The sequence below is a fragment of the Paenibacillus barengoltzii G22 genome, assembly GCF_000403375.2.
In the GTDB taxonomy this organism is placed as follows: Bacteria; Bacillota; Bacilli; order Paenibacillales; family Paenibacillaceae; genus Fontibacillus; species Fontibacillus barengoltzii.
Window position 1 is genome coordinate 663,921 of sequence record NZ_KE159653.1, and the last position, 12,972, is coordinate 676,892.

A 12,972-nucleotide genomic window follows, 5' to 3' on the forward strand; every position below is an offset into this window, starting at 1 on the left:
TTTTTTTAGTTTTGTGGCGCAAAACGCCCCGCGGATCCTGATCTATCATCTGGGATTCCCGGGGCGTTTTTTATTATCCCTCAAAAGCCCGTTGCAACTCCTCTAGGTTAAACTTCTTCATCTTTAGGAATGCCTGCGTCACTCGTTGGCGTTGTTCTAAGGTTCCCTGGGTCAGCATCTTATCCAAGGCGGACGGGGTGATCTGCCAAGAGAGGCTATAACGATCTTTCAGCCAACCGCATTGTTCGGCCTCAGGCACGGCAGAGAGACTTTCCCAATAATAATCGATTTCCTCCTGTGTGTCGCAGTTCACCATAAAGGAAATCGCTTCGGTGAAGCCGAACCCATGAGCATGCGCACTGTCCAGCGCTGTAAACCAGGTATCTTCCAGCATAAAATCGGTGAACATGACCGTCCCCTCCCGGTCCGGCTCTTGTCCGGGACCATACTTGACGATCGTGCCCGGTTTCGCGTTCCGGAATACGGAAAGGTAGAACTCACGCGCTTCTTCCGCCTTGCCGCAGTTATCGCCGGTGAACATCAAGGACGGAACAATTGCTGGACGCGGTTCCCTTTCCGGATTGGTTAACATCAACTGCCATGTAAACCCGTACTTGTCCTGAATCCAACCATACCACTCGCTGAAGGGGTACCGGCCTAGCGGCATAAGTGGAGTCCCGCCGTCAGACAGCTTGTTCCACACTTCATTCAACATTTCTCTGGCGTTGGTGTCTCTAGAGGGGTCGAAATTGACGATGCACGAAATCGAAGGATTCAACTTGAAGTACGGACCCGCCGAAATCGCCACAAACGGAAACCCCCAAATGGTAAACGAAACCATTTCGGAATCCCCCGAAGGAGTATCGTTTAGCGTCGTAACCCCAGTGATTCGGGACTCTGGAAATACGGAGCAATAGAACTCTGCAGCCTCCTTCGCCTCTTTTTCGAACCACAGATGCAAGCTGATCGATGAACTCACTTTTTTCCTCCTTTACATGAATCAGGTTATTCTTCATACTACCACATTTGGTGACCCATGTTTGATTCCCGTTGGCCTGTGGGCGCATTCCCCACGCCTGTGATTCACTCTCTGTAGGTCCGTTGCACGCTCACGGGTAACCCTCGATGAATTCCAATGAAGCGTTAATTATGCTCTCCATGAACTCCAATGAACTCCGATACCGTTAAGTAAGCTCAACTAACCAGTGATTAGTGATTAACTCCGATGAAGCGCTATCTAACTCTTGATTTACCGCTACTTCACTCGCGATTATCCGCTGATTAACTCCCCATTAGCCCCCGAAATACCGCTAACGCTTGCCACAGATCTTATTTGCCCCAAAAAAGCCATGTTGCGATTCTAACGCTTGCCACAGCGCTTATTCCCCGGTTTTGCCCCATTTTTCGCAATTTTCACAGCAATAGAGTGTCTCATCTTCGTTAGAATTTTTTGGAGAGCAAATTTGCCCAAATAGCGTTGCTCATAAGCGTTAGAGTTACTCGCCAGTTCATCTCCTGCTCCTTACAACCACTAGACCTGCTCGCCCTGACTATCTGCCCTACCCTTCAACCGCTAACGCTTGCCACAGATCTTATTTGCTCCAAAAAGGCCATGTTGCGATTCTAACGCTTACCACAGCGCTTATTCCCCCGGTTTTGCCCCCATTTTTCGCAATTTTCACAGCAATAGAGTGTCTCATCATCGTTAGAATTTTCTCGAGAGCAAATTTGCCCAAATAGCGTTGCTTATAAGCGTTAGAGTTACTCGCCAATTCATCTCCTGCTCCTTACAACCACTAGACCTGCTCGCCCTGACTATCTGCCCCACCCTCCAACCGCTAACGCTTGCCACAGAACTTATTTGCTCCAAAAAGGCCATGTTGCGATTCTAACGCTTACCACAGTGCTTATTCCCCGGTATTGCCCCCATTTTTCGCAATTTTCACAGCAATAAAGTGTCTCATCATCGTTAGAATTTTCTCGAGAGCAAATTTGTGCAAATAGCGTTGCTTATAAGCGTTAGAGTTAGTAGTAGTAAGAGCGTTTGCACCAGCAAGTGTATTCGCAACAGTAAGTGTATTCGCACCAGCAATAACGTTGGCACCAGTATAGTGTTGGCACCGAAATAGTGTTTACGCCAATATAGCGTTCTCACCAGCAATTTGCGTTCCCACGAACAACAGCATACGCACCAACAGCAACTTCCCATCCTCAGCGAACTACCCGAGTTCAGTTACATTGTACCTCTGTCAATAGAGTAGACACAAAGAATCGAGAAAATTATGCGGCAGATCGGTACATACGTTCGCACTCATTGGGCGTAGAATACCCAATCGCGGAATGGATTCGTTTTCCATTGTAGAAGCAGGTAATATATTCAAAAATGCGTTTCTTGGCTTGCTTGCGTGTTTTGAACTTCTCCAAGTAGACAAGTTCTTTCTTAAGCACACTGTGGAACGATTCAATACACGCATTATCGTAGCAGTTCCCTTTGCGGCTCATACTGCCTTTCATCTTGTAGGTGCGCAGCCGCGCCTGGTAGTCATGAGAAGCGTACTGGCTGCCGCGATCCGAATGATGCAGAACCTCTTCGCACGGTCGCTGCTGGCTGTGGGCGCGGTCCAGCGCCGTTAACACGAGTTCTTTCGTCATTCGCTCATCCATGTGAAATCCAACGATTTTACGACTGTACAGGTCCATGATGCTTGCCAGGTATAGCCAACCCTCATCGGTCGGGATATACGTAATATCAGCCACCCAGGCCTTGTTTGGAGCGGACGGATTAAACTCGCGGTTCAACACGTTCTCTTGGACAGGCAGGTTGTGCTTCGAGTTGGTTGTGGCCTTGTATTTCTTCACCGTGCGAGAACGTAAACCCAGCTCCTTCATGATCCGAGCGACTGTTTTCTCGGACACTCGTATGCCCTGCTTGTGCAGTTCTTTTGCTACTTTGGGGCTTCCATATAATCGACGGGATTCTAGAAAGATACGACGGATCCGCCGCTCCAGCTTGCGACGTCGCTTTTCACGTTTGCTGGCTTTTCGCTGGGTCCATTTGTAATAGCCGCTTCGGGATACTTCAAAGGCTTCGCACATCTTCGAGACTCGGCACTTGAAGCGATGATCGTGGATGAAGGCATAGATCAGCGCCGGTCTTTGGCGAAGTAGTGCATCGCCTTTTTTAAGATGTCGTTCTCCTCTTCCAGATCACGAAGGCGTTTCTGAAGATCTCTCATTGCTTTATCGTCGGCTTTCAGTTGCCCACTGCCTGGAAAGGCCTGTGCGCCGTCTTTCTTGTATTCCGCCATCCAACGATACAGGGTGTTGTCGCTGATCCCCAGTTCGCGGGCGACCTGCGCCACCGCTTTCCCTTCTTCCTGGATCATCTGAATCGTTTGCAGTTTAAATTCTTTATCGTATTTTTTCGTCATGGTAGCACCTCGAATTTGGATAGATTCATTTTACCCGATTCTCGGTTCTCCATGTCTACTTTTTAGTCTAGCAGCACATCCTGCCACCCCTGCGATCTACCCGAGCCCAGTCACATCCTACCACCCCCAAGGAACCACCCGAACCCATTACATCCAGCCACCCCCGCGATCTACCCGAGTTCAGTTACATCCTGCCACCATCAACGAACTCACCGAGTCCATTACATTGCCACCACCAGCGTCCCTCTGCCCCTACCGCGCGCTCGGAAGTTGGAACGTTCGATACCGTTGTCTACCGCCTGCGACCTCTAGTAACTTTCGGCTGTGCATCGCACGTAGAATCGCGCGGGTATGCTGCTTGGATAGCCTGAGATGGTCCGCGAGCTCTCCCGGGGTAAAGGGGCGCATCAGTCGTCTGGCAAACCTCAAGGCTTCCGCTTCGGCCCAATGGAGGTTGGAGGGTACGGCATTGGACAGGAACTTGCCCACAAAGGATAAGACCAGCTGCTTGCAAACCCCCGGGTCTTCCCGAATCGATAGATAGGCAATCGGCAAGAACAGCCAATCGTCTAGCGCTAACAACGCTTGCTTCATACAAAGATCTTTAAACCGCCCGGCCTCGATATCCCGAGCATGGCTTCGATAATCCTGAATCTCGATGCACCCCTTGGCATTGCCCGGCATGTAGGCTAAATCGAGATAGCGGAAGCCATTGTTAAAGTCGCGAACCTCATACTCCGGATAGAGATCGTTAAGGTTTCCGATGGCGGGATACCAAATGTACCGCAGAAAGTCCGTTGTCCCTCGGCTTAATCCCTTTTTGAGAAACTCCTTTCTTCTTAAGTTTGTCTCCTCGTTGATCTGGCGTTCCAACCACTCCAAGTAAACCGCATCAAACTCACTCATCCTTGCCACTCCCTTTCAAAAGTCCATAAAAAAACCGCCCCGATCCCCCCTGCTCCAAGAGCAAGCCAGATCGAAGCGGCATGTGCTTCATACCGAAATATCGAAATATCCACTATGGAAAATAATGTATCACAAGACATCGTTTCGAGCAACGTTCCCTGATTACCCCACAGGCCGATGGATTGGTGATTGAAACGCACCTTCACTTCATGTCTTCAGCTTCTTCACTTTCCCCATGATCCACAAGCAGACTGGAAATGCGATTCCGAAGATCATGGCGTACAACGGCCAAACCTTCATAAAGTCGATCAAATAGGCGAAATTGGGCCAGATGATGCCGGAGGCCACGATGCCAAGCAACACCAGCGGGAGAAACAGCGTATTCTTATTTTTCAATCCAAAGGCTTCGCCGAGCCCCTGTACGGAGATATGCAACAACATCACCAGCCGAAAGAAAATCGAGATGTACCAAAACACCGTAATCACAACCTCAAACCGTTGAAAAAAATCACCGATCTCGATCGTTCGGGCCACAAAATAACTGGCAAACGTAAGATTGGCCATTACCCCTTCACTGAGCGTCGCGATTGTTAGTACCATCATCAGCAAATACATGGTCCCGCTAATGGCTGATCCAATCCAGACCGCCTTACTCCAATTTTTGGATTTCGGAAGCTCCGGAACAAGAAATAGAAATCCAATCGTTTCTAAGTAAGGAAAGGCTAATAACGAGAAAGACCCCGCAACACCGGTTTCCAGCCATACTCCAAAATCGGAGCAAGATTCGTCCAATGGGTCCCATACAGCAGCGAGAGGCCAACTAGCAGGAAAATCACTGGCAGCAAGAAGAATAACAGTTCCGCACTGCGGCCAATCGTCGGCACCCCTGACCAGACCGAATAAACAACCACGACTAGCATGAGCATCAATACGACATAAGGAGGCGTTAAAGGCATAATCGATATGGTGATAAAGTCGCTTAAATTTCGCAACGTTAAGATAAGGATTAAGTAAGGAAACAGCAAAATGAATAGGATCGACAACACCGAACCAGTGGGAGTGCCGATTAGACGACGAAGGTGCTGAACAAAGGACATCCCGCGCATTTGTCCGGCAATTGCCGTTAAGAGCGGGATGAGCAGAAAATGAATGGCAACGGCCACTGCGGTACAGATCCAGGCATCATGTCTGGCAACGGCGGCAAGACTCGATGGGATGAGGAGATAGGCGCTGCCGATTTGATACATTGAAATCCATAATGCGAATTGCCTTACCGATATACTCCGTTTGTTCATTCCAATACTCCTCAAGATAGCAATTTAGCGATCAACATACTAGCCGGTTCAAATAAAGTTTGAATCGCCAATAGCGGTGACGGTACTTGAATATGAAGCAATTGAAGTACGAGGAGAACGATGCCAACGCTTAGGAAACAAGCATGTACGGCGAGATCCCTGAACTCTTTTTTATGAAACATCCTCTGGTATTCCAAGGCCGATATCGCCAATGATACAAACAATAAAACGTATAGCACGTTCTTCCTCACTCCTGTTTATTCTGTGGCATTCCGTAGGGACTGACGATCTTCCCATTTCGCTTGATTTGCAGAGTCACACGCAAGTTCACATCCAGCTCTTCGAAGCGCTTGTCCCAGTCGTTCTTCCATACATGCCATTTTGCCGGATATGCCCGATGAAAGGCTTCGCCGAACCCAAAGATATCCGTACCCAACGATTGAGCTTTCCGAATCCCTCGATTAATCGCCTCTACATACTGGTCTGCAGCAATTTTCTGCAGCTTCAACAGGTCCTCCTCTTTATTGAGATCGACCTTCTTACATCTCAGTTCATTAATGTTGGCTTCAATGTACACGGTAGCATCGAGGACCGGATGATCATTCACGATCTTAGGATCATACTTCGTTTTGGGCCGGATGACGTCCAACGTAAAATGCTCTTTCGCATTCGGACAATCTACTTTGAAAAGACTGTTGTCCACATGATTCGTCAAATAGTTATAAGCCCGGCTTTCGGACGGGTTCATCCAACCAACCAGGCGATCCTCCTGGAAGACACCCACACCGCTGAAAAAATAGTTCGCATGCTGCGGAGACTGCTTCACGTTATCCATCTTCTGAGCTTTATCGGCCTGTTCCCCCAGCTTTAATCCGGTGATGACCGGCTCGATCCCGTCCTTGTTTAAACTCTCCAGAAATTCCTTGGCTCGGCTGTATACGTTCGGAGCCCAGCTTTTGTAAGACAGCTTTAATGCCTTATGCATATCCAGGGCGGGAAAAAGTTCCGTGGATGTCACGAAGGTTAATGCTTCCTTCGCTGAATGGTCCCGAACGATAATCAGATCGAAGACGGGCCGAATCTCATTGTTACGCAACAGCCAATCCAGCGGTTCATGCATACCTTCCCGGGCCGTGGCTTCATCCACAAATAAAATTTGCAAATGGGACATATACAATCTCCGTGACGACATGCCCACCATTTTGCGGATAGCTTCACTAATGGAATCAGAACGCATCGAAAGTACGAACGTCGGCGTACGTTCAGACGATTGCTTCCGCGACATTTGATTGGGATTCACGACCTGAAGGCTGACCTCATAAAGGTCATCCTTCTTGTCGATTCCCATAGCGAGCACAATCGAAAGTTCATTTAATTCATTGCGATTCCAACAACCTGTCAGCAGCAGAATTAATGCGAGGGATATGGAAACAAGAAAAAAACGCTTCTCCTGTCGGTACACAGGGATCATCTCCTTGGGTTCTACGGTCCTTTAGCTCCAGGTTGGTAAGGGAAACGGAGGATGGCATCCGATTGCTTCCGCGGCTTGTAGGGAGCGACGGGCGATAAGTACGGGACGCCGAAGGAGTGCAGCCCGCTTAAATGAACGACCAGCATGATAAAAGCAACAGTCAACCCGTAGACCCCGAGGGTTGAGGCGATCATCATGAACCCAAAACGTAGCATCCGAATCGGGATCGACATGGAATATGACGGAATCGCAAAACTGGCTATGGCCGTAATCGCTACGACGACCACCATGACGGTTGAAACGATTCCCGCTTCGACCGCGGCTTGTCCAATAACGATCGACCCCACGATGGATAAGGCTTGACCGATCGTTCTCGGCATCCGAAGACCGGCTTCCCGCAGGATTTCAAACACGACTTCCATGATTAACGCCTCGAGAAAAGCCGGAAAAGGCACCCCTTCGCGTTGCGCCATTAAGCTCAATAACAACACCGTTGGAATTAAATCCTGATGATAGGTGGTTAATGCGATATACAGTGCAGGAGCTAACAAGCATATCAGCATGCAGAAATAACGAAGCAGCCGGGTTACACTCCCGTAGAGATACGATTGATAATTGTCCTCGGCAGATTGCAGAAAATCGACGAATAAAGAGGGCGCAAGAAGAACGAACGGCGTTCCGTCAATAAAGATCGCAATTCGCCCCTCCATGACACCCGCCGCAATCGTATCTGGACGATCCGTGTTGTACAGCATGGGAAAAATCGTAAGCTTGTTATCCTGATTCATCACTTCCTCAATATATTCGCCCTCCAGCACGCGGTCCACTTGGAGGTTGCTGAGTTTGTCTTTCAGTTTACTTACGATCTGTTGATCTGCTATTTCATCCATGTACATAAGTGCGAGCTCTGTTTTAGTTTTATTGCCAGCCTGAATCGTCTGGACGCGAACCCGTGTATCCTTCACCCGATGGCGGACCAAGGAGGTATTCGTGCGAATCGCCTCCGTAAATGCGTCCTTCGGTCCCCGAATGATCGGGTGGGTATCCGATTCGGAAATAGCGCGTTCCTCCAACCCGGGAATCGAAACAAGCAAACCATCCTTATACCCGTCGATCAGAATCAATGCTCCGCCAGACAACATTCCATTACTCGCATCCTCATGGTTGCTCACTAAGGTGATACCGCCTACGTTTACAACCTTGTCTTTGAGCTGGGTTGGTGTCATCTCCCCGTCAGAGGTGATCTATAGAATCGGGCGAATGACATTCTGCTGTAAGATTTGACTATCAATAAGTCCTTCAATATAAACAATTGTGACCTGGGTTTGGTCCACCGGTAACAGCTGACGGAACACGACGTCCGAACTGTTCCCAAAAAGTTCACTAAGGCTTTCCAGGTTTTGCTGCAGTTTATCGACAAACTCGTCCGGTTGTTGCATGTTACGAGCTCCTTTGTTCTGATGGAAGTAGTAAGAGTATGACCAAAATTTAGTAATTCTACTCGAAAGAGCTATTCAAGGATTGTTTTTAGGAAAAGTCGAATTGACATTCCAATCGAACCGGATATAATAATACAAAATATCCCACATTCGACGATTGGGAGAGTAACTGTCCGTTCTAGTCCAAGCGAGCCGGGAAGGTGGAAACCGGTACAGGGCTGACAGTGAAGCGGACCCATGAGAATGGTTGCTGAACGCAAACTAAAGTAAGCAACCACGGCCCAAGACCGTTATCCTTCAGAGTGGTTAAACGTAGAGTTTAACAACAAGAGTGGTACCGCGAGCGCGTAAAGCCTTCGTCTCTTTGATGAGATGAGGGCTTATTTTTTTGCCCAGGAGGAGTGGATGGAATGATCAGTAGATGGATGAAGAAGCATCTGAAAACGACCGTACAGCAATTCCTTTCAAGGCTTGGACACAGCGTCGAGGAGCTGCCAGACATTGTAATTGAGCGCCCCTCCCGTGCCGAACATGGGGATTATTCGACCAACATCGCGATGCAGCTGGCCAAAACCTTGCGCCAACCGCCGCTACAGATTGCCGCGCTCCTAAAGAATGAACTGGAGCAAACGGGCCGAATGGAAGGGCTGTTCCACCAGATCGAAACGGCGCCGACGGGATTCCTCGGGCGGAATCGCTTCAGCTTCCGGAGGACATCGCCCCTCAGGATCGTGCGGAACACGTCCTGCTGAGACAAATCGCGGCATGGCCGGATACGCTGGGCACTGCGTGTGAGGAACTATCCCCAACACCGATCTGTCATTACGCTTATGAGCTCGCTACCTTGTTTAATCATTTTTATACCGCCTGTCCGATCCTAAAAGCCGAGCCCGAGCGGCAGACCTACCGCCTATGGCTTACGGCAAAATTTAAGGAGACCATCGCAGAGGTGCTGGAGGTCATCGGATTGCCAGCTCCGGATCGCATGTAAACAAGGGCAAGGCAAGAGTAACACCAAGTGAAAGGCGCGACTGGAACCAACCAGCCGCGCCTTTTGCGTGGATGTCCCCCTCAGTCGCGATGCAGTTAATCAATGTTTTTTGATATCAATATTATTCGTGACGTTTTTTTGAATAAATTGAATCTTCGGCAAGTATGTTTTACTGGAAGGGATGTACACAGAATTGATTCATAAGTTAAACCATCGAGTTAAGCGCTTAACACGATGAGATTTACAAACCAAGGAGGGATCAAACATGGCATTGATGAAAAAAAGAGGTTGGGCCATCGCTTCCGTATTGTTGTGTACGGCTTTAGGCGGGGCGCTATTAGCCGGTTGTTCCGGGTCGGGCGACAAGACTAGCAGCTCCGGCAAAACAACGATTACGGTGACGTATCGCGATGACGGAGCCGGAGAAAAAGGCACATTGTACCGTTGGCTCACCGAGATTGCTGCCGATTACCCGAACAAAGATGTTGAAATCAAGCCATCCCCGATTCAAGCCTCGGAAGGGGACTATTTTGCGAAGGTAGCCTTAGCTTTGAAATCCAAAGATACCGCTCCAGATATCGTGACCGAGGATACGTTTATTCTCAATTCCGACGCCAGCGCCGGTTATTTGGAACCGCTGGATGAGCGGCTGAAGGACTGGGAGGATTGGTCGAACGGCTCGTTTATCGAGGCGATGAAGAAAGGCGTTACCGCCAGCGACGGCAAAGTGTACGGCGTACCTTACAATACGGATTCCCGCGGTCTTTGGTATAACAAAGAGATCTTTAAGCAGGTCGGCCTTCCGGAAGAGTGGACGCCGAAGAACTGGGAGGAAGTGCTGGATGCAGCTCGCACCATTAAGGAAAAAGCGCCGGACATCGTCCCGATTTGGATGAACATGGGCAAGGCGACCGGGGAAGCCACCTCCATGCAGACGTACGAAATGCTCCTTTACGGCACCGGTGAGCGACTCTATGAGAATGCAAGCGGAAAATGGATTATCGAAAGCCAAGGGATCTTAGATGCTTTAGGATTTATTGAAACCGTAAACAAAGAGAAACTCGGCCCGCCGCTCTCCAAGGTGCTGAACGGGCAGGCCGGCAACACCGCTTCCCGAGAATACTTGCCTCAAGGCAAGCTGGCCATCTCCCTCGACGGCTCGTGGATTACCGGCAACTATCTGGAAACCGGCGCTTCTCCATGGCCGGAATACAAGGACGTGCTAGGCTTTGCTCCGATGCCAACGAGTCAAGGTCAGGCACCAGGTTCCATCACGCTCGCTGGTGGTTGGGCGCTGTCCATTCCAAGCAACGCCAAGCATAAAGACGAAGCCTGGGAGTTTATCAAATACGCGTTAAACAAAGAAAACAGCAAGAAGCTCGTCACCTCCTCAGGCAATATTACGGTGCGAGCTGACGTCGCCAAAGATCCGGAATACACGCAGATGCCGTTTAACGAAATCGCTACGGAATATCTGCAGAACGCCGAATTCCGGCCTGCTCAAGAGAAATACCCGGAAGTATCGACGCAAATTCAGACGATGGTGGAATCCGTCGCCACAGGCACCTCCCCTGCAGAGGCCGCCCAAAAATACGCCCAAGACGTCACCCGCATCGTAGGCGAGGACGCTGTCATCCGAAAATGACGAATTCGAATAAGCGGCAAAGCACTGCCTTCCGGAAGGAGAACGAACCATGAGCAGCATGACGGCTGAAGGATATTCCAGAAATCGCAACTCGTACACGTGGCTTTACTTCTTGCTCCCTTCGATTGTGATAATGCTGGTGTTTTTCATCACCCCTGTCTTCCTTACGTTCTTCTATTCCTTTACGAACCTGGCATTAACGGGGGAATCGGCAAGAGAGTTAAAATTCGTTGGGTTCGACAACTATATTCACATGTTCAAGGACCCGACGGTCAAGATTAGCATTTGGAACACATTGGTCTTCCTATTTGGCTCGGCGGTGATTGGCCAGCAGCTGCTCGGCTTATTCATCGCCCTCCTGATGAAGCGCAAGAACCGGACGTTCCGGCGGGTGATTGGCACGATCGTCCTCGCCGGCTGGGTCACCCCGGAAATCGTATGTGCGCTATGCTTATACAGCTTCTTCGGTGACGAAGGGACGCTGAACTCGATCATCACTTCATTGGGGCTTCCGGCAGTCACCTGGCTGTATACTGTTCCAATGCTGACGATCATCCTCGCGAACATTTGGCACGGTACCGCCTTCTCGATGCTCGTCTTTCAAGCGGCTCTTGACGACGTGCCCAGCGAGGTAGAAGAAGCGGCAGTGGTCGATGGCGCTTCAAAATGGCAGGTACTGATTCGGATTATCATCCCTTATATCAAAGATTCGTTTATGACCAACATGATGCTGATCACGTTACAGACATTGGGCGTGTTTGGTTTGATTTATGCCATGACCGGTGGAGGCCCGGGAACGTCTACGACCACGTTGCCCATCTTTATGTACAACCAAGCCTTCGTGAACTATCAACTGGGGTACGGAACCGCGATCTCCTTGCTGCTACTGCTCATCGGAATCGTGCTTAGCTTGTTCTATACCCGATCGTTGAAATAGTCCAAGTGCAAGGAGAACCTCTTATGAACGCAAAACAACGGAAAATCATCTACCGGATCTTGCCCTATACGATCCTCACGATCATCGGCATATGCTTCGTCTTACCCTTGCTCTGGGTGGTAGTTGCTTCGGTCGATCCCAATGCCATGCAGACGCTAAAAATGCCCCAGCGAATCACGGCGGATAATTATATCAACGTGATCACCAGCCGCCAGAACCAACGCGCATTCCTGATCGGCTTGATCATGTCGCTGGGGCAGGCGCTGCTCGTCGTCCTCTTGGCACTGTTGGCCGCCTATCCGTTGTCCCGATATCAAATGAAATACAAGAAGCCGTTTATGTTGACCATCCTGTTTATGACTTCCTTACCGATAACGGCGGTGATGGTTCCGGTCTACCAGCTGTTTCTCAGTTTGAAGCTGTATGACCAAATCTTTGGCGTGATCCTGTTCTACGTAGCCTCATCGATGCCCTACGGCATTTGGATGCTTAAGAACTTTATGGATTCCGTCCCTCTGGATCTGGAGGAAGCGGCATGGGTCGACGGGGCCTCGGTATTTACGGGGATTCGGAGAGTTGTAGCACCGCTGATGGTGCCGGGGATTTGCACGGTCGCCATCTTCACCTTCTCGGGCAGCTGGGGGAATTTCTTTGTTCCATACATTTTGCTGCAAAATCCGGAGAACTTCCCCGCTTCCCTGAAGTTATACCAATACTTTGGTCAGTACGGGATGATTGAGTATGGCAATCTTGCAGCCTTCTCCATTATGTATGCGATCCCGTCCATCGTACTGTACATCTTGTCCCAACGGTTTATGTCCAAGGGGTTTGGGTTGCAAGGGGGTACGAAAGGGTAG

At 49.6% G+C, this 12,972-nt stretch carries 13 protein-coding genes and 1 other annotated feature; of the genes, 5 read left to right on the forward strand and 8 right to left on the reverse strand.

All coding sequences use genetic code 11. The annotated features are described in order from the left end of the window. Positions 1–73 precede the first annotated feature (73 nt). The 8 genes from C812_RS11370 to C812_RS23000 form a co-directional block, all read right to left on the reverse strand. Positions 74–979, reverse strand: coding sequence for a VOC family protein (locus tag C812_RS11370; RefSeq protein ID WP_016312803.1), 906 nt, complete (start codon positions 977–979; stop codon positions 74–76). 1,301 nt (positions 980–2,280) lie between these two features. Further along, positions 2,281–3,431, reverse strand: a protein-coding gene (locus tag C812_RS11380; RefSeq protein WP_248931314.1) for an IS3 family transposase whose coding sequence is annotated in 2 segments (ribosomal slippage) — positions 2,281–3,176 and positions 3,176–3,431 — 1,152 coding nt in all. Because the reading frame shifts where the segments join, the coding sequence is not laid out codon by codon here. Positions 3,432–3,683: 252 nt separating this feature from the next. Further along, entirely contained in the window at positions 3,684–4,337 is a 654-nt protein-coding gene (locus C812_RS11390) for a hypothetical protein (RefSeq protein WP_016312805.1), read from the reverse strand. 207 nt (positions 4,338–4,544) lie between these two features. Further along, on the reverse strand, positions 4,545–5,129 hold the full coding sequence (locus C812_RS22850; RefSeq protein ID WP_244268307.1) for a GerAB/ArcD/ProY family transporter: 585 nt from the start codon (positions 5,127–5,129) through the stop codon (positions 4,545–4,547). Further along, positions 5,060–5,632 carry a GerAB/ArcD/ProY family transporter gene (locus C812_RS22855; protein ID WP_016312807.1) on the reverse strand — a complete coding sequence of 191 codons (573 nt, stop codon included), beginning with the start codon at positions 5,630–5,632 and terminating at the stop codon, positions 5,060–5,062. The genes C812_RS22850 and C812_RS22855 overlap by 70 nt, the downstream gene beginning before the upstream one ends. A gap of 247 nt (positions 5,633–5,879) precedes the next feature. Beyond that, entirely contained in the window at positions 5,880–7,094 is a 1,215-nt protein-coding gene (locus C812_RS11410) for a Ger(x)C family spore germination protein (protein WP_016312809.1), read from the reverse strand. A gap of 20 nt (positions 7,095–7,114) precedes the next feature. Next, complete coding sequence (locus C812_RS11415; RefSeq protein WP_341860319.1) at positions 7,115–8,329, reverse strand: spore germination protein; 1,215 nt, start codon at positions 8,327–8,329, stop codon at positions 7,115–7,117. Positions 8,330–8,347: 18 nt separating this feature from the next. Then, the gene (locus C812_RS23000) at positions 8,348–8,542 is read right to left on the reverse strand and encodes a spore germination protein (protein WP_016312811.1); all 195 of its coding nucleotides are present in this window, start codon (positions 8,540–8,542) and stop codon (positions 8,348–8,350) included. A gap of 144 nt (positions 8,543–8,686) precedes the next feature. Beyond that, positions 8,687–8,909: a binding site (T-box leader), on the forward strand. A 43-nt stretch (positions 8,910–8,952) separates the two neighbouring features. Here C812_RS23000 and C812_RS11420 point away from each other — a divergent pair. The 5 genes from C812_RS11420 to C812_RS11435 all read left to right on the forward strand — a co-directional run bounded on the left by C812_RS11420 (position 8,953) and on the right by C812_RS11435 (position 12,972). Next, positions 8,953–9,294 (forward strand): hypothetical protein, encoded by a 342-nt coding sequence (locus C812_RS11420; protein WP_016312812.1) that lies wholly within the window; start codon positions 8,953–8,955, stop codon positions 9,292–9,294. 26 nt (positions 9,295–9,320) lie between these two features. Then, positions 9,321–9,533 carry a DALR anticodon-binding domain-containing protein gene (locus C812_RS21895; protein ID WP_244268330.1) on the forward strand — a complete coding sequence of 71 codons (213 nt, stop codon included), beginning with the start codon at positions 9,321–9,323 and terminating at the stop codon, positions 9,531–9,533. Positions 9,534–9,807: 274 nt separating this feature from the next. After that, the gene (locus C812_RS11425) at positions 9,808–11,178 is read left to right on the forward strand and encodes an ABC transporter substrate-binding protein (protein WP_208855757.1); all 1,371 of its coding nucleotides are present in this window, start codon (positions 9,808–9,810) and stop codon (positions 11,176–11,178) included. A 49-nt stretch (positions 11,179–11,227) separates the two neighbouring features. Next, entirely contained in the window at positions 11,228–12,115 is an 888-nt protein-coding gene (locus tag C812_RS11430) for a carbohydrate ABC transporter permease (protein ID WP_016312814.1), read from the forward strand. A gap of 23 nt (positions 12,116–12,138) precedes the next feature. Further along, the gene (locus tag C812_RS11435; RefSeq protein WP_016312815.1) at positions 12,139–12,972 is read left to right on the forward strand and encodes a carbohydrate ABC transporter permease; all 834 of its coding nucleotides are present in this window, start codon (positions 12,139–12,141) and stop codon (positions 12,970–12,972) included.